The organism is Mariniflexile sp., assembly GCF_041583155.1.
Classification (GTDB): domain Bacteria; phylum Bacteroidota; class Bacteroidia; order Flavobacteriales; family Flavobacteriaceae; genus Mariniflexile.
Window position 1 is genome coordinate 135426 of the sequence record NZ_JBFHGK010000001.1, and the last position, 24679, is coordinate 160104.

The 24679-nt window shown below is 34.7% G+C and carries 16 protein-coding genes and 1 tRNA gene; 4 read left to right on the forward strand and 13 right to left on the reverse strand.

Annotation, left to right across the window (positions count from 1 at the left end; genetic code table 11):
* Positions 1 to 2 precede the first annotated feature (2 nt).
* Entirely contained in the window at positions 3 to 1181 is a 1179-nt protein-coding gene (locus tag ABYI63_RS00565; RefSeq protein WP_372752315.1) for a sugar MFS transporter, read from the reverse strand.
* A 233-nt stretch (positions 1182 to 1414) separates the two neighbouring features.
* On the reverse strand, positions 1415 to 2446 hold the full coding sequence (locus tag ABYI63_RS00570) for an AraC family transcriptional regulator (RefSeq protein ID WP_372752317.1): 1032 nt from the start codon (positions 2444 to 2446) through the stop codon (positions 1415 to 1417).
* 180 nt (positions 2447 to 2626) lie between these two features.
* Between ABYI63_RS00570 and ABYI63_RS00575 the strand changes: the two genes are divergently transcribed.
* Positions 2627 to 5455, forward strand: a complete 2829-nt coding sequence (locus ABYI63_RS00575; protein ID WP_372752319.1) for a TonB-dependent receptor — start codon at positions 2627 to 2629, stop codon at positions 5453 to 5455.
* Between the two features lie 75 nt (positions 5456 to 5530).
* On the opposite strand, the gene ABYI63_RS00580 is transcribed toward ABYI63_RS00575, so the two are convergent.
* From ABYI63_RS00580 to ilvD, 8 genes are all read right to left on the reverse strand, one after another.
* Positions 5531 to 7768: a c-type cytochrome gene (locus tag ABYI63_RS00580; RefSeq protein WP_372752321.1), complete on the reverse strand. Its 2238-nt coding sequence runs from the start codon at positions 7766 to 7768 to the stop codon at positions 5531 to 5533.
* Positions 7769 to 7902: 134 nt separating this feature from the next.
* Entirely contained in the window at positions 7903 to 8424 is a 522-nt protein-coding gene (azu, locus tag ABYI63_RS00585) for an azurin (protein ID WP_372752323.1), read from the reverse strand.
* 200 nt (positions 8425 to 8624) lie between these two features.
* Positions 8625 to 10217, reverse strand: a complete 1593-nt coding sequence (locus tag ABYI63_RS00590; RefSeq protein WP_372752325.1) for an NADP-dependent glyceraldehyde-3-phosphate dehydrogenase — start codon at positions 10215 to 10217, stop codon at positions 8625 to 8627.
* A 187-nt stretch (positions 10218 to 10404) separates the two neighbouring features.
* Positions 10405 to 11670 (reverse strand): threonine ammonia-lyase IlvA, encoded by a 1266-nt coding sequence (ilvA, locus tag ABYI63_RS00595; protein ID WP_372752327.1) that lies wholly within the window; start codon positions 11668 to 11670, stop codon positions 10405 to 10407.
* A 68-nt stretch (positions 11671 to 11738) separates the two neighbouring features.
* Positions 11739 to 13214, reverse strand: coding sequence for a ketol-acid reductoisomerase (gene ilvC, locus ABYI63_RS00600; RefSeq protein WP_372752329.1), 1476 nt, complete (start codon positions 13212 to 13214; stop codon positions 11739 to 11741).
* Between the two features lie 15 nt (positions 13215 to 13229).
* Complete coding sequence (gene ilvN, locus ABYI63_RS00605; protein ID WP_372752331.1) at positions 13230 to 13763, reverse strand: acetolactate synthase small subunit; 534 nt, start codon at positions 13761 to 13763, stop codon at positions 13230 to 13232.
* Between the two features lie 118 nt (positions 13764 to 13881).
* Positions 13882 to 15615 carry a biosynthetic-type acetolactate synthase large subunit gene (ilvB, locus tag ABYI63_RS00610; RefSeq protein ID WP_372752333.1) on the reverse strand — a complete coding sequence of 578 codons (1734 nt, stop codon included), beginning with the start codon at positions 15613 to 15615 and terminating at the stop codon, positions 13882 to 13884.
* Between the two features lie 62 nt (positions 15616 to 15677).
* Complete coding sequence (gene ilvD, locus ABYI63_RS00615; protein WP_372752335.1) at positions 15678 to 17360, reverse strand: dihydroxy-acid dehydratase; 1683 nt, start codon at positions 17358 to 17360, stop codon at positions 15678 to 15680.
* A gap of 586 nt (positions 17361 to 17946) precedes the next feature.
* Between ilvD and metK the strand changes: the two genes are divergently transcribed.
* The 3 genes from metK to ABYI63_RS00630 all read left to right on the forward strand — a co-directional run bounded on the left by metK (position 17947) and on the right by ABYI63_RS00630 (position 20635).
* Positions 17947 to 19200 (forward strand): methionine adenosyltransferase, encoded by a 1254-nt coding sequence (metK, locus tag ABYI63_RS00620; protein ID WP_372752337.1) that lies wholly within the window; start codon positions 17947 to 17949, stop codon positions 19198 to 19200.
* 103 nt (positions 19201 to 19303) lie between these two features.
* Positions 19304 to 19861, forward strand: a complete 558-nt coding sequence (locus tag ABYI63_RS00625; protein ID WP_372752339.1) for an HPP family protein — start codon at positions 19304 to 19306, stop codon at positions 19859 to 19861.
* 399 nt (positions 19862 to 20260) lie between these two features.
* A complete protein-coding gene (locus ABYI63_RS00630) occupies positions 20261 to 20635 on the forward strand; it encodes a cupin domain-containing protein (protein ID WP_372752341.1) in 375 nt (124 codons plus the stop codon).
* Positions 20636 to 20737: 102 nt separating this feature from the next.
* Here ABYI63_RS00630 and ABYI63_RS00635 read toward each other — a convergent pair.
* From ABYI63_RS00635 to ABYI63_RS00645, 3 genes are all read right to left on the reverse strand, one after another.
* Positions 20738 to 20819 (reverse strand) — tRNA-Tyr (locus tag ABYI63_RS00635).
* 58 nt (positions 20820 to 20877) lie between these two features.
* Entirely contained in the window at positions 20878 to 23577 is a 2700-nt protein-coding gene (locus tag ABYI63_RS00640) for an outer membrane beta-barrel protein (protein ID WP_372752343.1), read from the reverse strand.
* Between the two features lie 109 nt (positions 23578 to 23686).
* The gene (locus ABYI63_RS00645) at positions 23687 to 24526 is read right to left on the reverse strand and encodes a GLPGLI family protein (protein ID WP_372752345.1); all 840 of its coding nucleotides are present in this window, start codon (positions 24524 to 24526) and stop codon (positions 23687 to 23689) included.
* Between the last annotated feature and the right edge of the window lie 153 nt (positions 24527 to 24679).

Here is a 24679-nt window from a genome sequence, read left to right on the forward strand (position 1 = left end):
ATTTATACGTGTACTTTATTTAAAGTTTTATTTTTATTCATATATATGTTTAAGCCTAAAAACGCTACAATAAGAATTGCGGGTAAAATAGACATGGTTCGTAACGCCTCACTAGCGCTAGCGTTATCCATTAAGTTCCCCATAATTGGCAACACGATTGATACCGAAAACATACCTGCACCACCCATTATGGAAAGTCCTAAAGCCCCTGTTTCTGGCAAATATTCAGCAACAAACCCCAACATGGTTGGCCAAAAGAAGGTAACACCAACTGCAAATACCGCAGCAGCGACAAATATCATCCCACCGCTTGTAACGGTTAACAACCATAAACCTATGAATGTGAAAATTGCGGAGTATAGCAACATGCCCGATGGTTTTAATTTATGTACTATTTGACCCGCAAACAACCTACCCAATGCCATAATGCCGTTAATGAATGCAAGCACTAATAACGGAGATTCCACCGAAGTTTTTAAAAGGGATTCTATACGTTGGGTGGTTCCTAATTCTGAAGCCGCAGTTAACAACATACAGAAAACCATAAATAGGAATAACGGTTTTAAAACACTTGAAAACATGGTTTTATTACTTACACCCAACTGAACGCGTTCGGTTACCGGCATTTTTTGTCCGAAAAACAAAACAGCATACAATATTAAAGGTACGAATAAAGTTGACACCATAAGTTGCCAGCTTAAGCCCATAACATCCATAACCAACCAGCTCACCAAAGCGCCAATTACAATACCTCCTGGAAACCAAACATGAAATCTGTTAAGCATTTTCGTTTTTTCCGTGGTGTACATAGAGGCAATCATTGGGTTTAGTGCTGCCTCTACCATACCGTTTCCTATGCCTACAAATAAAGTTGCTATGAACAATGACGTCATGGAATCTGCCATAAGTGTTAAAACAATACCTATGGCATGCGTTACAAACGCCATCCAAGTTATTTTTTTAATGCCTAATAAATCTACCAATGGCCCACCAATGATCATGGCGATAGTAAATCCGAAAAAAGCAGGTGCAAATGCATAGCCTAATTGTTCTAAAGTTAAACCCATACCTTCCGGACCAAAAACGGTTTCTAATCTTGCTCGAATAGCAAAAGTCATGGCTGTTGTTATTAATGCGAGGCAACTGGCTAGGAAAAGTCTGTTTTTGTTAATACCTTCCATTCTTAAAAATTTTAGTTTAGTGGTTAATTTTTTTAGTGCTTACGTCCTTTTAAAAACTGTAAACCCATGGTTAAAAAGTGTTTTACATTAAAACTAAAAACATAACTAAACAGTGTAGCTCTATTAAAAATAGCAACACTTAAGTTATGATAACATTGTGAAAATATGGAATTAGAATAAAAAAGTCGTTTATTTTTATTCAGTGAAAAATATTAAACACTAAATAAACTTGCTTAAACAAGTTGAAGATTTTTGGCTTCAGACTTCATTCTGTATTCGTTGGGCGAACATTTTTCATGTTTTTTAAAAACCGTTGCAAAATATTGGCTAGAGGTAAAACCACACATGTAAGCAACTTCTGCAATCGTTAAATCTTTATCCTCTTGAAATATTTTTTTAGACATTTCCAATCGTTTCATGGCTAGATAGCGCATGGGAGTTAAATTGGTAATTTGCTTGCAATGGTATGTAAATCGGGTTAATCCCACGCCGGCAGATTGCGCCATTAATTCAATGGTCCATTGTTCCGAAAGGTTATTTTCAAGTTCTTTTAAAAAATACTCAACACTTCTGGAGCTATCAGTTAACGATTCATTCAAAACAATATCATTCGTATCTAATAAATCGAGTAAATTAATAAGTAATGAATTAATAAGGATTCGAATTTTAGAAGCGTTACTTCCTTTTTCGTCTGTATTAATCGCTTTATTAAGTTGAGAAAAACACTCTTTAATACTTTGATTTGTTTTTAAAATAGACTTTTCATTATGCCTTAAAATGGTAGTTAGCCTTGATAAGTCTTGAGGTGTTAAGGTAATCCAATCTGGCCAAACCCAGTCTTGATGCGGTCTTCGCACGCCCAAATCGATGATTACCCAATAAAACTTCCCCATACCAATATACGGATTCCCTACCTTATGAGCTTCCCACGGACGCGTGATTGTAAGATCGTTAGGCTTAAGCAACACTTCTTTGCCCTCTTGAGCGTAAGGCATACTACCCGATTCTAAAAAATGAAATTCAATCCCTTCATTTCTATGCCAATCCAATCCCCAATCTTGAGATTCATTAGCATCCCAATACCCCAAACTATTCAACCCTAATGTATTTTCGTCTAATCTGTCACCAGGATAGGTATGTCGCGCAAGGGCTTTGAATTTTATCTTTTTTCGTTTAAAAGCATCTGTTAATGGCAAACAAGTATCCGCATGATAAACAATACCATCGGCTTTATAGGGTTCAATCTTTTTCTTGTTGGCTTTCACTAATTGTGTTTAAATTATTTCACTTTGCAAAATACGTATTTTTTAGCAATTAGAAAACTGCTATAAAATTACAGGTTTTGATGTATAAACGCTTTCAGTGTTATTAAGTAAACACTAATGAAAATATATTATTTAAATTTGCATTCTTTTGAATAACCCAGAAAAAGCACTTTATCAACTATGAACAAAATTAAGTTTTTCATTTACCTAATCGTAGCGTTTAATACATTTTTAATCTCTGCTCAAGCTACAATTAGCGGAACAATTAGTGGAACAATTTCCGATAACAACAACAAAGCTATTGAAGGAGCCACCCTTGTATTGGACAACTCTTCAAGTCTGTATGGCACTACAAATACTAATGGCGAGTTTAAAATCATTAATGTCCCAACAGGCAATTACAAACTAACAATTTCTCATTTGGGGTACAAAACTTTGGAAACTAATATTTCTGTTAACGAAAGGAATGCTCCGCTTTCTTATGTTTTACAAACTGATTTACTAAACCTGCATACCGTTGTAGTAACAGGCAGTTTTAGTCCTAGAACACAGATTGAATCTAACACTTCTATAAGTGCTTTGAACACAAAAGAGATTCAGCAAATTTACCCTCAAGGAACTGCTAATTTACTTCAAAATATACCTGGTACTTTTACTGATGCTTCTGCTGGCGAAGTATTTACAAAAATTTACACTCGAGGTATTTCGGCTGCAGCCGAAGACGATATGGGTTGGTATTATGTATCGTTACAAGAAGATGGTTTGCCAGTTAGTTTAGTACAACACTCCTATTACGGATCTGATTTATTTCACCGCACCGATTTAACCACCCAAAAAGTGGAAGCGTTACGAGGCGGTAGTGCTTCCATTACAGCCATGAATGCCCCTGGTGGTGTTTATAATTTTATTTCCAAAAGTTCTTCTGAAGAATTAACGGGAGAAATACAATTACAAAGCGGCATTCAAGGTGAAGGCAACCCTTTATATAGATTAGATGGTGTATTAAGCGGTTCCTTAGGAAACGACTGGTTTTTTAATGCCGGAGGTCATTACAGGCTTGATGAAGGTGCCAGAAATACCGATTTCACTTTTAGCAAAGGTGGTCAATTAAAATTCAATATTATTAAAGAAAACGCAAACGGTTATTTTAAACTTTATGGTAAATATCTAAACGATTACACCAACAGATATAATGGGGTTGCAGCTACCAATTGGGACAATCCTAAACCTGCATTTGGTTTTGATTTCAATTCAACAGCGTTAATGATGCCCGAATTTCACGCTCAAATCCCGGATGGAAGAAACTTAAACAACACCATTAGCTTTGACCCATCACAAGGGGTTCATGCAAAAGATTTAGCTTTTGGTTTTGATATTTTTAAAAATTTAGGAAACAACTGGTCATTTAAAAACAATATGAAATTTTCTTCAAAAAGTGCTAATTGGCAAACATCCATAAGCAATGCGTTTGTATCTATTAGCGATCCTACAGGCTATTATTTGGTGAGCTACGGAAACCCTTTCCCGGTGGGTCAAATTGTATTTCGTGATGCTAATTCGGGAAATGAGTTAGCAAGAGTTGATAATAGCGGTATTTTTTCAGGTGATTCAGCACAATATTTAACAACTGGCACCCTACCAAACGATGCTATCATGGGGACTTCTACTTGGTATAAAGACAATGAAGCCGATGAATTTATGCAAGAATTCACCCTTAGAAAAGAATGGGAAAATCATGATTTACATATTGGATTAGCTTCTGGTTTTTCAGAAACATCTGTTTTTACACAAGGAAGTTTAGCCTTTTCTACCTATGAAAACAACCCTAAAATGTTACAGCTTACTTTAGAAAATCCAGGAGAGCCCGTTTTGGCTTTGTCTGATGCTTATGGTGTGAGTAATTATGGTGGCTTATTTTTTACCAATAGCAGAGCTAATGTTACACAATTAGCCACTTTTGCAAACGATCGTTGGAAACTTTCAGACCGTATTCAACTCGATTTGGGCGTACGTTTTGAAACCATCAAACATAACGGAAGTAACGATCGTTATGAAACTTTTACGCAAACAGGCGGATTAGATGGTGATGAAAACACGGCCTACGATAATAATTTTAGGCAACCTTCTGGTGAACAAGACGCTTTTAATTACAACTATAATTACATATCCTATTCCACTGGAATTAACTACAAAATAACTGACGATGCCGCTTTATTCGGGCGTTTTTCAAAAGGACATAAAGCACCCGAATTGAATTACTATTTTAATAATTTTTCGAACGTACCAATAAATAAAAAGGGTGAAGTACAAGATATTAATCAGATGGAATTAGGGTTAAAATCTAATTTAAAAGACATTTCATTTACAACCACGCTATTTTGGAGTGAACTTAGAAATATTGGTGTTTCTGATTTTGCCTTCGATGAAGACACCAATAGTATTTTTTACACACCAATTCAATTTAACACATCTAGAACTATTGGTTTGGAATGGGAAAGTGCATATGCACCTTTAGATCATTTTCTCTTCCGATTTAATGGGATTATTCAGAGCCCAAAAGCTACTAAATGGAGCATTTATGATGATGCCGGCAGTGTTGACTCTAATGATGATAGCATTACAGATTATTCTGGGAACACCTTAGCTTTCAACCCCAAATTAATGTTTAACCTTATTGCTGAATACAATAAAAACAAAACCAGTTCTTTTGTCAAATGGCGTTATATGGGTAAACGTGAGGGTAATGTTGCCAATGCATTTCAATTAGCGGCTTACAGTGTTTTTGACGCAGGCTTAGGCTACAAAATAAACAAACACTTATCCGCTAACATATTAGTCACAAATCTTTTTAATTCTGACGGATTAGCTAACTTTTTTGGAGCGAATAGCTTTGCTGCTAATGCCAATGATGCCACCTCAGAATTTATTGAAGCCAATCCCGACGCTAGTTTTATAGTAGTACCCATTTTACCAAGAGCATCACTTTTACAATTGAATTATAGTTTTTAGATGTTTAAATGTTTCGAACAAACAAAAAAGGTTGAAATTAATTTCAACCTTTTTTGTTTCTGTAAACCTTATTTTTTATTTTTTCTCTTTTTCTAACTCTTCCAAAGTCCAATAATCTTCTCGGTCTTTTGATTTTGCTCTAGCAGCTCTAACTACCTTTTTATGAACACCATCTAAATCATTCATTGCTCTCACATAACTTAACACATCGGCAATCCATTGATCATCATTCGCTTTGAGTGGCATCATAATACCATAATCTTTACCATCAACAGGACCTATAAGTCCGTTTAGCAAAATCTTACTTAATTTTTCTTTATCATTACCAACCACCCTTGGGCTACCTATTAAAGTTGGTGCAACAAGCATATCGCCATCAATAGGCACTCCTTTTAAATCGGCACCATGACAGGTAATACAAAGCTGATTATACGAATCATATCCTTTAAGAATACTTTGTTTTTCACCGTTATTTCTGCCTGCAATGCGTTTTTTCAATTGTTGGAGTTTAGAATCGCCAGTTTTTAAACTTTCCTTTACGGAATGCGAAACAATTTCATTGCCTTCATACTTCGCCTGGATTTTATTAAGTATATCTGTTGCCTTTTTATTTTTACTGTAACGCAAACTTAAAGCCACTTGGTTAGCAACTTCTAAAGAAGGGTCGGAAACTAATTTCTCTAAGTCAGAAAACATATCAGTATCACCAGCTTTTAAAAAGGTTTCACTTAAACGAATAGCTGTTACACGAACTCGAGGGTCTTCATCTAAAAACTTTTCTTTAATTAGAATTTTATCAACCATGCCCAACCCTTCTAAAGTCCAAAGTGCATGCACGCGCTGAATACCCAAATCTTTATCGGTTCCAAATAAGCTGGTCCACCATGTTTCGTTATCAGATGCAATCTCCTTTAATTCTGAAATCACCGATTTATCATCTTTTAAAATGATTAATTTTTGAGCTGTATTTCTGTACCACCCATTAGGATGTCCTAAATATTCAATTAAATCAGACGCTTTCTTTCCTAACAAATTCGGTTTGTTGCTATCTGGTTTAATATCTTCATGTACAATTCTATAAATTCGTCCTTTACCAATGTTTTTATCCAATTCTTTACGGATGATAACAGGACGAATCGAACTCCCTTCTTTAGTCCAGTTACTTTCTTGAATTATCCCGCGATACATATCTACAATATAAAGCGCACCATCTGGACCTGTTTTGGCTTGGGTAGGCCTGAAATTCAAATCGGTTGAAGCCATAAACTCAGCTTGATCGTAGGCATTATAAAGCACTTTTTTGCCATCTTCAATTTTTACTTTAGCTCGACGGATAAGTCTGCCCACAGGTTCTGGAATAAATAAATCGCCATACAAGGATGAAGGTAATTTATGCCCTTGGTAGATTTCCTGACCTGCAACACCCGTAAAATGATTTAGGGTATTATCTGGGCGTAATCTTTTAGGGCCTCCCTGTACATCGGGTGTACCAACTATAGGCCATGGTTCCATAAAACCTTCTGCCAATCTACCTTCTGGATTATAGTCTCCATATACGGCGGGTTGCTGAAAACCATAGGCTGGATTTTCACTTCCTGCGGACGAATAATACATAACTCCCATATCGTCTTGAGTTAAACCCCATTGCCCACTTGGCATGTTTTCAAGAGAATCTACTATAACTTTATTTTTCTGAAATTTAAATCGAATAGGATTATACGTTGTGTATACCCAATTATCTAAATTCCAAAGCAAGCCACTTTGCTGGTGTTCTAGATTTCCGCCACGACGATTTTCGTTGTAATAAACTCTTTCTTTTTTATCGGCAACACCATCGCCATCTGTATCTTTATAGCTCCACAAATCATAAGAAAACGTTTCATTTACAATTAACTCATTTTCAAGAGGCAAAATCATTCTTGGAAGCAATAAACTATCAATAAAGACGGTACTTTTATCCATTTTACCATCACCATCAGTATCTTCAAGTAGTTTTATTTTGCTTATAGAACGGTTGGTTCCCGAACCATCAATATCTTGCATATAGGTATTCATTTCGGCAACATACATTCGCCCATCACCATCCCAAGCAATGGTAACTGGCTCATCAATCATTGGTTCACTAGCTACTAGCTCTACCTTATAACCTTCAGGTAAATAAAATGTTTTCATACTTTCTTCTGGTGAAAGAAATTTTGAAGGTGCCTCTAATACGATTTCTGGTTTTTCATAGATTTTATCTACGTATTCTTTCTTCTTACAATTAAATAAAAACAAAGCTACTAGAGAAACAGGTATAATTTTTTTAATCATTATTTAGTTAAATTTGGTTGAATATGAATTGTATGCTTTTTCTAAAAAGTAAAAAGCACAAAGAATCCAATAGAATTTCATTGATGTAATATTGATGTAATTACGTAAACGAAATTCCATTAGTAATTAATGTATTATTCCACTATAAATGTTCCTTTCATCATCATATAATGACCAGGAAAACTACATAAAAAATTATAGGTCCCTACTGCTGGCGCATCAAATTCTATAGTAGTAACTTGACCACCTCCAATTAAGTCTGTGTGCGCTATAACATCTTTCTCGGAACCTACCGGTATATATTTGTTGTCTCTAGAAGTTGCGGCTTTTGCGGCAAATGCTGCCATGTCCACCCCTTGATTAAGTAGTACAAAATTGTGCCCCATTACATTTACATCCATTTTACCGGTATGCCTGAGAGTTAATTTTATTTTTTTACCCGCTGCTACTTTTATTTCCGTTTTATCAAATTTCATTAAATCTGTACCAGCTAAAACAACTGTTTGAACATTCTCATCTTCTTTAATGTCTTCTTTATTGGTTGTTTGGGTTTTCTCGTAAGTGAAACCATCCTTCTTTTTTTCTTCTTTACCTCCACAACCTATTAATACACCACACGCAAAAACCGATACAAATACATTTTTTACAATTTTCATCTTTATTATTTTAATTAAATTACAATGTTAACAACTTAACAGCAAACATAAATTCACAGTGAAGCAACTCCAAATATAATTATATAAAAAGAGTAATTAGTGCAGTATTTTTCAGTGAAAAATATTGTACTTAACAGGTGAAAACAAAAAAAACACTAGCAAACAATAACGCCCTATTGAGTAGGGCGTTTATTTATAGTTTATAAAATATAATCGGTACTTATGAAGTTAGAAGCTTTTTTATCTAACAGTTCCTTAAGAATAGCATTATTATAATCGTTGTCTTTTGAAGCAACGAAAGTTCTTATTGAGAATGAACGAAGAGCATCGTGTACACTTAAAGTACTAAACGCTGAATCTTTTCTTCCAGTGAACGGATAAACATCAGGTCCACGTTGGCATGAGCTATTTAAGTTCACCCGACACACTAAATTCACTAAGGTATCAATTAATGGTGCTATAGTTTTTATATCACCACCAAATAAACTTACTTGCTGTCCGTAATTAGATTCCGCCATATCGTTAAGAGGTTCCTCTATATCTGAAAATGGTATGACAGGAACAACCGGACCAAATTGTTCTTCTTCAAAAACACGCATGCTTTTATTAACTGGGTATAAAACAGCCGGAAATATAAAATTCTCGGTTGTTTCTCCTCCTTTGGCATTTAATATAGTAGCGCCTTTAGCCACAGCATCATCAATTAATTCTTGAATATAAGCTGGTTTTTCAACCTCTGGTAGTGGCGTTAATTTAACACCGGCTTCCCATGGGTTCCCAAACTTTAAGGCATCTACTTTGGCCGCAAAACGTTTATTAAACTCATCTACAACCGACTCGTGTACATATACTAATTTTAATGCTGTACAACGCTGCCCATTAAACGATAAGGTTCCCGCAATACACTCATCAACCGTTAAATCTAAATCAGCATCTGGTAAAACAATTGCCGGATTTTTTGCTTCTAGCCCTAAAACCATACGCAATCTGTTTCCTTTTGGATGTTCAGATTGCAACGCATTAGCAGATTTACTATTACCTATTAAAGCCAAAACATCAATTTTACCAGATTGCATAATTGGTGTAGCCAACACGCGACCCCTACCATAAATAACATTGACCGTACCTTTTGGAAAACTATTTTGAAATGCTTCTAATAACGGGGATATTAATAAAACTCCAATTTTTGCAGGCTTAAAAATAACCGTATTACCCATTATTAAAGCGGGTATCAATAAGGTAAATGTTTCATTAAGCGGGTAATTATAAGGACCCAAACAAAGTACTGTTCCAATAGGACCTCGACGAATATGTGCATACACGCCATCGTTTTTTTCAAACTTTGCAGAATCGCGATCTATTTGTTTATAATCCTCAATGGTATCATAAATATAATCTACAGTTCTATCAAATTCCTTTTGAGAGTCTGGTAACGTTTTGCCAATCTCCCACATAAGAAGTTTTACAACCTCTTCACGTTTCGTTCTCATTTGGGCTACAAACTTTTCCATGCAAGCGATACGATCGGCTACTTTCATGGTTGGCCATAAGCCCTGCCCGTTATCATAAGCACCTAATGCCGAATTTAAAGCTTCTAAAGCTTCTTTCTCTCCTAATTCAGGAATCGTACCTAACACTGTAGGTTTATAATTCTCTGTTGAAGAAATAGTTGAATAAACTTCAGTGGATTTTCCATTCCAGGTTTTTAATTCGCCATCAACCAAATAGGTTTTTTGATGTAAAAGGTTTGTTATTTTATGTGGGTCGGGAATTTCTATAAAAGGCTTTTTCATAATCTAAATTTTTAGGTTAGAATTTAAAAAACAAATATACTTTTATATTCGCTCTAAATCCTTATTAAAACTTTCAAAGGAATAAAAAATAACTAAGAATTAACGCTGAATTCCTTTATAAATGAATGACATAAAACGAAAACGATTTCGAAAAAACTAGTCAATTCTGCAGTTATACAAACAATAATTAAACTAAAAACTGAAACAATTCTGGTTTATTATTTAAATAGTCACCATAAAAATTACGCTGTTTCATTTTGGCTATTAACGGCTCCAAATCGGATGCTGATTTTAGTTGAATTCCCACTACTGCCGATCCATTTTCACGATTGGTTTTCTTGGTGTATTGAAAATGAGTTATATCATCATTGGGGCCTAAAATATCGACCACAAATTCTTTCAATGCTCCAGCACGCTGCGGAAATAAAACAATAAAATAGTGTTTTAAATTGGCATACAACAGGGCACGTTCTTTAATTTCAGCAGTACGCGTAATATCATTATTACTACCACTTACAACACACACAACGTTTTTGCCTTTAATTTCTTCAGCACAAAACTCTAATGCAGCAATACTTAAAGCACCTGCAGGTTCTACCACAATAGCGTCTTTATTATAAAGCTCTAAAATGGTTTCACACACTTTTCCTTCGGGTACAGTTAGCGTGCGGTGCAAATTTTCTTTGCAGATATTAAAAGTTAAATCACCTACACGTTTAACTGCTGCACCATCCACAAACTTCTCGATATGGTCTAGTTCCGTGTTTTTATTATTTTTAATAGAAACGGTCATTGAAGGCGCGCCCTCTGGTTCCACTCCTATTATTTTAGTGTTTGGTGATAATTCTTTAAAGACTGTAGACAACCCTGCTGCTAGACCACCACCTCCAACAGCTATAAGCACATAATCGATAGGCTCCTCGGCTTGTTCAAAAATTTCTAAACCTATGGTTGCCTGTCCTTCAATAACCTTTTTATCATCAAACGGATGAATGAAAGTCTTATTAAACTCGTTGCATTCTATCATGGATGCATGGTAAGCATCATCATAAGTATCACCAACTAATTTAATTTCAATATATTCCTCACCAAACATTTTAACCTGTTCAATCTTTTGTTTAGGCGTTGGTGTAGGCATATAGATAGTACCTAAAATCTTTAATAATTTACAAGACAAAGCAACACCTTGAGCATGGTTACCTGCGCTAGCACAAACAACGCCATTTTTAGACTCCTCAGGAGTTAGGGAACTAATCTTGTTGTAAGCACCTCTTATTTTATAAGATCGTACTTGCTGAAGATCTTCGCGCTTTAGAAAAATGTTCGCTTTAAATTGATTTGAATATCTTAGGCTAGGGCTTAAAGGCGTAACTGCCGATACCTTTTTAATGGTATCGGCAGCTACTGTTATATCTTTAATACTAGGAAAATATGTTTCTTTCTCCTTGTCCATTAATGAATTTTTATAGTAAGTCTGCAAGGTATAAAAAACCTTGCAGACCGTATAAAATTATTTTCTTACTAAACTATTGGTTTCATTGCCGTCATAGAGGCTCTTAAGAAGGCTCCTACTTTTTCAACTGGATGCTCTCTTAATGCTTTGTTTACAGCAATTAATTTAGCATTATCAACTGCCTTTCCGTTATCTTTAGCATATGCTTTTCCAATAACGTCGGTATCGATTTTCTTCATGAAATCTGCTAATAATGGTTTACAAGCATGATCGAATAAATAACAACCATATTCAGCTGTATCAGAAATCACAGAGTTCATTTCATATAATTTACGTCTTGCAATGGTGTTTGCAATAAGTGGCGTTTCGTGTAACGACTCGTAGTAAGCTGAAGCGTCTATAATACCTGAGTCTGTCATAGCTTCAAACGCTAATTCTACACCAGCTCTTACCATAGCAACCATTAACACACCGTTATCGTAATATTCTTGCTCAGAAATCTCAACATCTCCTGCTGGTGTTTTTTCAAATGCAGTTTCTGCTGTTTCTGCTCTCCATCCTAATAAATCTTTATCATCATTAGCCCAGTCTGCCATCATACCGCTAGAAAAACGACCTTCCATAATATCATCCATATGCTTTTGGAATAATGGACGCATGATGTTTTTCAATTCTTCAGAAAGTTCAAATGCTTTAATTTTCGCAGGGTTTGAAAGCCTATCCATCATATTAGTGATACCACCATATTTAAGACCTTCCGTTATAGTTTCCCAACCGTATTGGATTAATTTCGACGCATAACCTGGTTCAATACCTTTTTCAATCATTTTATCGAAACAAAGGATAGATCCTGTTTGCAACAAACCACAAAGGATAGTTTGCTCACCCATTAAATCCGATTTCACCTCAGCAATAAAAGAAGATGCTAATACACCTGCTCTATCACCGCCAGTTGCTGCCGCATAGGCCTTTGCTTGCGCCCAACCTTTTCCTTCTGGGTCATTTTCTTCGTGAACCGCAATTAATGTTGGCACGCCAAAACCTCTTTTATATTCTTCTCTTACCTCTGTACCTGGGCATTTTGGTGCCACCATAATAACTGTTAAATCTTCACGTATTTGTGTGCCTTCTTCAACAATATTAAAACCGTGAGAATAAGATAAAGTTGCACCTTTTTTCATTAAAGGCATAACCGCTTTTACTACACTTGTATGTTGCTTATCTGGTGTTAAGTTTAATACCAAATCAGCTGTTGGAATTAATGCTTCGTAAGTATCAACAGTAAAGCCGTTTTCTGATGCATTTAAAAATGATTTACGTTTTTCAGCAATCGCTTCAGCACGTAATGCATAAGAAATATCTAAACCAGAATCTCTCATGTTCAACCCTTGGTTTAAACCTTGAGCACCACATCCTACGATTACAATTTTTTTGCCTTTTAAAGCATTTACACCATCTTCAAACTCAGAAGAGTCCATAAAACGACACTTAGATAGTTGAGTTAATTTATCTCTTAACGATAGTGTGTTAAAATAATTTCCCATTTTTAATTTTAGTTATTATTGATTATTGAAGGCCAAAAGCGCTTCGGTTATTTTCATTTCGTCTTTAGTTACTGCAATACGTCCGGCACGCACAAATTGCATAATGCCAAATACGTTTAAATCTCGACGTAAAGATTCAATTTCATTTCTTCTTCCAGATTTTTCTAAAACAAAAAACTCTTTATTTACGGTAACAATTCTAGAGTTGCTTTCTTTAATTATATTTTGAATTTGAGGCTCTTCAAACAATAAACCTGATTTTATTTTGAACATACAAGACTCTGTATAAATAGTTTCTTCGTCGGTATGATAATATGCTCTAATAACCTCTACTTGTTTTTCAAACTGACCTATAATCTTTTTAGCTTGAGATTCTGTAATATTTACAACAATTACAAATCTATTTACCCCTTCAATTTCTGATTGAGACGTAGTTAAGCTTTCAATATTAATGTGTCTGCGTTGAAAAATTGCTGATACACGATTTAATAAACCAATGTTATTTTCGGTATAAATTGAAATCGTTAATGTTTTTATTTCTTCGTTCATTTTTTTTAAGATATTAGATTTAAGATGCTAGAAAATAGATTGTTATAATTAATCCATCTATTTCATGTATTCATCTCTATTCCTTTGTCTATATTCTATTTTCTAAAATCTATTTTAATTAACATAAACGCACATCCGACACCGATGCTCCTGAAGGAATCATTGGAAATACGTTATCCTCCTTTTCAACGCAAACCTCAAGGAAATATGATTCTTTGGAATCCATCATTTCTTTAACTGCATCTGCAAGTTCTTCGCGTTTTGAAATGCGTTTCCCGGCTATATAATAACCTTTAGCAATGGTTATAAAATCAGGATTTGTCATTTCAGTAGAGGCATAACGTTTATCGAAAAACAATTGTTGCCACTGGCGTACCATACCTAAAAACTCGTTATTCAAAACTACAATTTTAACAGGTACTTGTTGTTGAAATATAGTGCCTAATTCCTGAATATTCATTTGAAAACCACCATCGCCAATAATAGCAACCACATCTCTTTCTGGTGCGGCCATTTTAGCGCCAATAGCGGCAGGTAAAGCAAAGCCCATAGTCCCTAAACCACCAGAAGTAATATTACTTTTAGTTGTTGTGAACTCGGCATATCTGCAAGCTATCATTTGGTGCTGACCAACATCTGAAACAATTGCAGCGTTTCCTTTTGATTCTATATTGATTTGCTTTAATACTTCCCCCATAGTTAAACCTTCTTTGGTAGGATAAAGATCGTCTTTTATAACTTTTTTGAATTCAATATCGTACAAGTCTTTAAACTCTTGCAACCATGATTCATGTTTATTATCGTTTAGTAGTGGTAATAATTGCGCTAAACTATCTTTAGAATCACCTATTACAGCAACATCTGTTTTTACATTCTTATCAATCTCAGACGGATCGATATCAAAATGTATTATTTTAGCTTGTTTGGCATACGAGGCTAAGTTACCCGTAACACGGTCATCAAAACGCATTCCTATGGCAATAAGCACATCACACTCATTTGTTAATTTGTTTGGTGCATAATTACCATGCATACCAACCATCCCTACATTTAGTGGGTGCGACGTTGGCAATGCGGAAGCCCCTAAAATAGTCCAAGCTGCAGGAATACCTGCTTTTTCTACAACAGCTTTTAATTGAGCTTCAGCTTTCCCTAAAATAACACCTTGCCCCCAAACAATTAGTGGTTTTTTTGCTCCATTAATTAATTTTGCTGCAGCCGCAACAGCCTCTGGCTTTGTTTTCGGAATTGGTGTATAACTTCTAACGCCGGTGCATTTTTCGTAGCTAAAATCAAACTCAGAAACTTGTGCATCTTTCGTAATATCAATTAACACAGGTCCGGGACGACCGCTTTTAGCTATATAAAAAGCTTTTGCTAAAACTTCTGGAATTTCTGAAGCTTTCGTTACTTGATGATTCCATTTTGTAACTGGCGTAGAAATGCCAATAATATCTGTTTCCTGAAATGCATCTGTACCTAACAAATGAGAAAACACTTGGCCAGTAATACATACCAAAGGTGTAGAATCTATTTGTGCATCGGCAATCCCTGTAATTAGATTTGTTGCCCCTGGACCTGAAGTTGCCATAGCAACACCTACCCTACCAGAAATACGAGCATATCCTTGGGCTGCGTGCGCGGCACCTTGTTCATGACGAGTTAATACATGATGTATTTGGTCTTTAAATTTAAATAATTCATCATAAACTGGCATAATAGCACCTCCTGGGTACCCATAAAGAATGTCAACCCCTTCCGCCATTAAACATCTAATAATAGCTTCACTCCCTGTAATCCGTATGGTTTCTTTTGCCACTTTTTGTGTTTTATTTGCTGTTTTTGTATTCATAATTCTCAACTTTTAATGATGAGATTCTCTCTATTGAGAGAACGACAAAACATTACTGTTTTTTACAAATCCGTAACACATCCTTTAGATGCTGATGCTACTGATTTTGCATATTTATATAAAATTCCTTTTGTATGTTTTAAAGCCGGCTGAACCCATTTCGCCTTTCTCTCTGCTAATTCCTCATCAGAAAGCAATACGTTAATGGTATTATCTTCGGCACTAATTCTAATCTTATCTCCAGTTTTTAATAATCCAATAGTACCACCTTCTTGTGCCTCTGGGGTAATATGACCTACTACAAAACCGTGTGTACCTCCAGAAAAACGTCCGTCAGTAATTAAAGCAACCGACTTGCCTAAACCAGCACCCATGATCAAGGAAGTTGGCTTTAACATTTCTGGCATTCCCGGGCCTCCTTTTGGACCTACATACCGGATAACGACAACATCTCCCTTTTCTACTTCGCCATTCGAAATTCCTGTATTTGCTGCTTGTTCTCCATCGTACACCACTGCTTTTCCTTCAAAAAGTAAGCCTTCATTTCCTGAAATTTTTGCAACAGCACCTTCCTGCGCAAGGTTACCATAAAGTATTTGTAGATTTCCTGAAGATTTTAATGCTTTGTCTTTTGGGTAAATAACGTCTTGGTCGTTTTCAAAAACTAGTGGTTCTACATCTTTTAAATTTTCTGCTAAGGTTTTTCCGGTAACGGTCATACAATCGCCATGTAAATAACCATTATCCAATAAATATTTCATTACTGCAGGTGTTCCACCAATACCGTGAACATCTTCCATTAAATATTTTCCACTTGGTTTTAAATCGGCAATCAATGGTGTCCTATCGCTAACACGTTGAAAATCTTCCAATGTAAATTCAATATCCGCTGCATGAGCAATGGCCAAAAAGTGTAATACCGCATTTGTTGAACCACCTAAAGCATTTACCAATGCAATGGCATTTTCAATCGATTTTTTTGAAATAATATCCAATGGCTTTAAATCCAATTCCAAAAGATTTTTGATAGCAATTGCAGTTCTTTCAGCTTCTGATAATTTATTTGGATTTTCAGCAGGAATAGAAGAGTTATATGGTAAAGCAAAGCCCATACATTCTATAGCCGAAGCCATGGTATTTGCCGTGTACATACCTCCACAAGCGCCTGCTCCCGGAATAGCACTTTTTATAATTTCTCTGTATTCTTCTTCACCAATTTCACCAGCTACTTTTTGCCCTAAAGCCTCAAAAGCTGATACAATATTCAATTTTCTTCCTTTATATTTTCCTGATGCAATAGTACCACCATACATCATTATGGATGGACGGTTTAAACGCAACATTGCAATAACGGCACCTGGCATGTTTTTATCGCACCCTACAACTGAGATAAGCGCATCATAACTTTGAGCTTGCATAACCGTTTCAATAGAATCTGCAATAATATCTCTAGAAGCCAAGGAATAATTCATCCCTGAAGTTCCCATAGAAATACCATCACTAACACCAATAGTATTAAACCCTAAACCTACTAAACCTGCAATTTTACACTCAATTTTCACTTCAGCAGCTAAACCGTTTAAGTGCATGTTACACGGGTTACCATCATATCCTGTACTTGCAATACCTACTTGGGCCTTTTGCATATCTTCGTCTGTTAAACCTACTGCGTATAACATGGCTTGAGAGGCCGGTTGCGATATATCTTGTGTTAATCTGCTACTATGTTTATTAAGTTTATTCATTTTTTATTTGGATAATTTATGCTTTGTCTTAAAGACATTTAGTTTTTATAATATGATATTATTTTCGTTAAAAAAACCTCATTCTATCAAAAAATAACGCCCGAAAATAATTTATTAAGATTATGTAACAGCCTTTTTTTCTGAAATAAGGTTAAATTCATTGTAATTAAAAATAACTTAAAGTGTTGTTTTACAGTTATTTAAACTGATTTTTTTATGATGTTCAAAATTGAAAAAATAATCCATAAAAAAAACTGCCATTTCCTGAAGTCGCTTCATCTTTCAACTAGCTTATAAGTATGAATTTATATCGATGCCAAATATTAACAAAAACAATCATGAAAATATCTTTTAATATTTGCCTGTTCAAAATTAATCGATAATACCCTATTAATTCGTTAAAAAAGCAAAAAACAATTTGCTTTTCCTTTTATTTTTTTACTTTTGCGCCAGAAATAACAGAGGATAGATTTGACTGATTGCAACCTCTTTATATTGAATACATTTCAATATAAGTAAAAATGCTAAAGGCAGTGTAAACTTCCTTCGACGTTTTCGTCAAATCTCCTGCATATATTAAAAAAAAATGGCGTATTTATTTACTTCTGAAAGTGTTTCCGAAGGACACCCAGACAAAGTAGCAGACCAAATTAGTGATGCTTTAATTGATAATTTTTTAGCTTTTGACAAAAATTCAAAAGTAGCTTGTGAAACCCTTGTAACAACCGGACAGGTAATTCTTGCAGGCGAAGTGAAATCACACACTTATTTGGATGTTCAAAAAATTGCGAGAGATACAATAAACAAAATTGGCTATACAAAAGGCGAATATATGTTTGATGGCAATTCATGTGGTGTGCTTTCTGCAATTCATGAGCAATCGGACGATATCAATCGCGGTGTTGATAGAGCAACCAAAGAGCAACAAGGCGCAGGCGACCAAGGAATGATGTTTGGTTATGCCACCAACGAAACCGAAAATTTCATGCCACTGGCATTGGATTTATCGCATCGTATTTTAATTGAACTAGCCGAATTACGTAGAGAAAACAAAGAAATCACCTACTTAAGACCAGATTCTAAAAGTCAGGTAACTATTGAGTATAGTGATGATAACGTACCGCAACGTATTGATGCGATTGTCGTATCAACTCAGCATGACGATTTTGCTGATGATGATACGATGCTTGCAAAAATCAGAAAAGATATTGTTGACATTTTAATACCGCGCGTGGTTGCTAAATTACCAGAGAACTTACAAACATTGTTTAATAGCGATATTAAATACCACATCAACCCAACAGGCAAGTTTGTAATTGGTGGCCCACATGGTGATACTGGTTTAACAGGACGTAAAATTATTGTTGATACCTACGGCGGAAAAGGTGCTCACGGTGGTGGTGCATTTTCAGGAAAAGACCCAAGTAAAGTGGACAGAAGTGCTGCTTACGCAACACGACATATTGCTAAAAACTTAGTTGCTGCAGGTGTTGCCGATGAAGTATTGGTGCAAGTAAGTTATGCTATTGGTGTTGTAGAGCCTATGGGAATTTTTATAAACACCTATGGAACCTGCCCATTTAACATGACTGATGGCGAAATTGCCGAAATAGTTTCAAACGTATTTGATATGCGCCCATTTGCCATTGAAGAACGTTTAAAATTACGAGCTCCTATTTATAGTGAAACTGCTGCTTATGGCCACATGGGTCGTAAAAATGAAACTGTAACAAAAACATTTAACCAACCAAATGGCGAAAGCGTAACCTTAGATGTGGAGCTGTTTACTTGGGAAAAATTAGATTATATTGATAAAGTAAAAGCTGCTTTCAGCCTTTAACTAACACTTATTCAATCAAATATCAAAAACCTTGTAATTAATTTTACAAGGTTTGTTTTTGCGAAAAATTTAAATCGTTTTAATTTTTTAATCGTATTTTAAAATGATAAAGAAAAAACTAAAAAGAACCTATCGCATTTCCAAATACGTTATTTACAGAGAAACCTTAATAGACTATAAAGAACACTTTTGGTCCTTTTTAGGCGCCTTTATTGGTATCGGCCTAATCGCTTTTATGCAATCTCAATATTTACCAAAACTAGAAAACACGTTTTTAGTGGGATCATTTGGAGCAACATGCGTTTTGCTTTACGGCGCTATTGAAAGCCCTTTAGCACAACCTAGAAACTTAATTGGCGGCCACTTGCTATCGGCTATTATTGGTGTTACCGTTTATAAAGTGTTTCCTGATATCATATGGCTTACCGCACCCCTAGCCGTTTCGCTATCTATCGTGTTAATGCAATTTACGAAAACACTACACCCACCAGGTGGCGCAACCGCATTAATTGCGGTAATTGGTACCGAAAATATTAAATCATTAGGGTATTTATATGTACTATCACCTGTGTTATCAGGAGTACTTATTCTGCTTTTAGTTGCCTTAATTTTTAACAACATTACCTCAAACAGAAGCTATCCTGTAAGTAGGATAAAATAAAAATCTGGTTTTGGTTCTAACTAGATAATATTAAAAAGGAGCATAGGAGAAGATGAGACTATTAAACCTATAGTTTATACTTTGGATGGAGGCTGAAAAGTTTGAAAACTAATTTAATGAAAACAAATGTCTTTAGGTGTTCTTTTTTGACTTCCTAACATTTGACTCTGTAAATAATTCCAGCTACTTTCGTTTAACAACCATTAAATCAATAACAACTAATTTTGGATTCCATAATTAATCATAATTATTGCATAGTAATCCTTTCAAAAAAAAATCACAAAACAAGTGTCTTAAAATCACAAAATTTCTAATTCTTACTTTTCTAATTATTAGAAATTAATTATCTTGCTTAGATTATTTTTATTTCACAAATTATATAACAAAATATTAAAAAAAATGGAAAGATTCAGCGAAAAGTACATCATCACAAAAGACATGGACTGGGAAGTACTTGGTGGAGGCGTATCAAGAAAATTCTTAGGTTATGATAACCAAATTATGATGGTGAGCGTGAAGTTTGAAAAAGGTGCATTAGGTGCCCCACATCAACATTTTCACACACAAGCTACCTATTGTGTTTCAGGTAAATTTGAATTTGAAATTGATGGTGTAAAGCAAATTATAGAAGCGGGAGATGGTGTGTACATTGCGCCTAATTTATTGCATAGTGCCGTTTGTTTAGAAGAAGGACAATTAATTGACACATTTAGTCCTGTAAGAGAAGATTTCTTGTCTGGTGTTGGCCCTTCTTATTTTAGTGATAAAAAATAAAAAGAAAAAACTATCATAAACAAAAAAGCAAGCTGTTTAGCTTGCTTTTTTAATTTCCTAAAAATAAAAAAGTCTGCAAATTTGCAGACTTTTAAAGTTTTGTGGGGAGAGCAGGATTCGAACCTGCGAAGACTTAGTCAGCAGATTTACAGTCTGCCCTCGTTGGCCGCTTGAGTATCTCCCCAAAACCGTGCGCAAATATATCACAGTTTCTTTATTATCCAAAATAAAAATGCGCTATTTTACAATTCATATCGCAATCTAAACGATGCGAACAATGGTTGAATAAAATATTCAGTGGCACTAACCGAAATATTACTGGAATTTGTATTGTTTTGTGACTTGGTATTGAACAAGTTAGTCGCTTTCAACTCATACTCTAACTTGGAATCTTGATTCTTTTTATAGGACAAAGAAGCATTCCAAAATTTATAATTATTTATGGTTTTATCTTCATCACTATAATTAGTATATGAAAAATCTGTTTTAAACGTAAACACTTTTAAAATAAGCGCATCTACTTCTATAGATGGCGACTTAGTATAAAACTTAGTATTATTGTTTTCTTGAATACTATAACGATAATTTAGCTCAACGTTAGGTGCCGTTTTAAAATTGGTCCTTAACTGAGTTGTGTAAGATTGAGAGAAGCTTTCGTTAATAGAACGTGTATTATTTATAAACTGATTAAACTTTGAATAACTAAGGTTTCCATTTAGAGAAGCTCTGAGCTTTCCAAAGGTGCGCTGAAATCTTCCATTGGCACTTGCACTTTCATCTGCAAAAGCCGAATTAAAAGGAGAACTTATAAATATAACACTATTGGCATCTGCTGGCTCTAGTACATTTCTAATATTATCAATACTTTTATTATAATTAAGACTCGCATATACATTAGTATAATTAAACATATTAAAACTAAAATAAGACAAATTTAGATTGTGGGACAAAGCGCTTCCTAAATCAGGTTCCCCAGAAAACAAAGAACTATAGCTATTCAGCACCAAACCACTTGCAAATTGAGACACATCCGTAAATTGTGTTTGCATTTTATAGTTAAATGTTATTTGCTCACTCTTTTTTAATTGCATCAACATATTAAAATCAGGCAAGAGTCGGAAAAAATTATCGGTATACTCTGTATTTTGCTGTGTGTTTTTTGCTGAGTATGCATGTGCCGAAAAACCCGGAGTAAAGGTAAAAATTCCAGATTTCAACCTGTAATGTGTTGCTATATATAAATCTGTAAAATTATATTTAATATCGTTTACATCTAAACCATTGTTAGTGTTTGGCGTTGGATTGAATTGCGAATCATCATCTAAAAACTGGAATATTTCAGAATTAAATTTCTGTGTACTTAAGATGCTTCCAACGGTAAAATTAATATCACTTTTCTTATTTAAAATGTTCCAATAATCTAGTTTAGCATCCATCTGATTGGATTTTACACGCTTATCTTGGGCAAGGTTATAATCTATTTGAGAAGCATCCAAGCCTAAAATATTTGCTGTACTTTCGTAATTATCTTTATCCTCTAAAATGGCATTATAAAAAGGATCTTCATCTTGTAACAAATGCTGAACCTCAAAAGCAAAAATATTAGTTGCATTAAGGGTATAATAATAATTTAAATTTTGATTGATACTAAAAGGGCTTGATCCCTCCAACTCAGTAATAGTTCCTATTTGGGTGGAAAATACACTTTGATCTTGTGATTCTTTCGAGATACGACCTAAAACATCATAATCTAATTGATTGTTACTATTAGGTTTATATTTTGCCGAAAGTTTAAGCATCCCTAAATCGCTACTTTGGTGGGTGTTACTTTCTTTATTCTCGTTTCTTAACTCATTATCAAAATATTGTACATCCCTAATTTCTTGCATATCTGTTCTATTGCCTGAAAAAATGGCAAAACCGCTTAAATCTAAAGCTTTGTTAGGAGACCAGCTGAAGTTAGCTGCACTAAATTTGGTATTGATAGCTTTAGCGCGATCGTTCTGTGTTGTTAAAAATCCTAGACTATTGGTTCCTAAATTGATATTAGTACCGCTACTTCTGCTTGGACTTCTGAAACCCCCTGTAAAGTTAAAATAATCGCGACGAGTAAAAGCAATTTCACCGATATTGTTTAAATCCGTAATGGTATTAATACTGTATTTCGGACTGTAATAAAATAATTTTGGTTGCAATAAGTACAACTCATTTTGGTTTGAAGCACCACCGCCTGCAGTAATATTACCAAACCAGAAATTAGTTTTACCTTCTTTCAATTTAATATTAATAGCCACATTATCTTGGTTATTGGTAACACCACTTAATTGCCCAATTTCTGCATAGTTTTTTAGAACTTGCACTTTATCAACTGCATTTGATGGAATATTTTGTGTAGCTAACTTGGTATCTCCATCAAAAAATTCTTTACCATCAACCATAATTTTAGACACGGTTTTCCCTTCAACCTGTATTTGGCCTTCATCATTAATTTCTACCCCTGGCAAATTTTTAAGAACATCACCTAACTTTCGTTCGGTACCTTTATTAAACGAATCGGCGTTATATATTAATGTATCCCCCCTAACAACTACAGGCATTTCGTAAACGATATTTACTTCGTCTAAAGTATTATCATTTTGCATGGTAAAATTCTTAACTATATCCGATTCTTTCGTTTCTAAAATTTGTTCATTGGTTTTCATCCCTATATAACTAATCTGAAGTTTATAGGTGGTGTTTTTTTTTAAAGTGAGTTTGTAACCTCCTTGGTCGGTTGTTATTCCATAACCATCTAGCGCTTTGGTTTCTTGGTTTATGGCTACTATATTAGCCAATTCAAGAGGACTTCCTATACTATCTTTTACTATACCTTCTAATTTTATTTGGGAAAGAGCTACTGAACTTGTTGCTAAAAACAGCAACGCGAAAATTGTTTGTTTCAAGTGTTTATTTTATTGCTTAATTATGGACACACATTTTTGCTATTAATCTTTTAGGAGTAAAAAATAGTTAATAGACTTGATTTACTGTTTTTCTTAGGGAAGATTTAATTTATCTACGTCCGCCGCCGCCAGGTCCGCCGCCGCTTCTAAAATTTTGGCGCATTTCTTCAGTTTTCTTTTTTACTATATCAGCATATTCAGCTTTTGTAACTTCTTTTCCTTTTGAAGGTATTTTAATAACTTCTTTAACTTCTGGATTTATTACAATTTTAGAACACAAAATAGTGGTTCTATCAGCATTAATTTCTAAAATTAAACCAGGTAAACCCCAATACTCATCAGGACCCAAATTAACTGGAATTTGCATGGTATACCAAGCAACTACTTCAATTTCTTTAGTAGCAGGCGTATCAGTTTCTGTATTGTTTGACGGTCTTCTAAAGCTAGTAAAATCCACAGCATCTACGGTTTTTGTAGTGGTTGCTTTAAAGCACATATACTGCCCTATTTGTTTTGATTCTCCATCCATTTTCCAATTTAACTTTGGCAATGAATCTTTAATTAAAAATTGTTTTCCGAAAAATTCTTGCTCCTGTAACAACCTTTTACCCTTTATATCTTTGTACTGAGGTCCGGCTGTAAAACTGCTCATCATAGCTCCAAAACGGTTATTACCACCTCCTGGCGCATCCAGTTTTTCTTCTTCCTTATACATAGATTCAGATTGATTGAAAGTCAAAACATAGGTTTTCTCCAACATGCTTTTCATACGATCGGCAATTTGTTTTCTGCGTTCCTCACTCATATCGCCTCCTCCAAAATTACTCATATCAACCGTGGTTCTGGATTCATAATAGGCTTTGCCTTGAAATTCCTTTTGCGCATAAGCCATAACAGACAAAAAAATGGTAAAAAAAATAAGACTAATTCTAGTGTAGTGACGTTTCATATGTTACTGGTTTTTGTATATCAGATTTAAAACTAATTTTTAAATAGTTTTGACTTGCAAATTTGTAATAAGTTTAATGCGTAAACGTTAAAAATTCCTTAAATTTAAAAAGCCGTACTATAATTTAATGTTCGGCTTAATTGTTTTATTAAA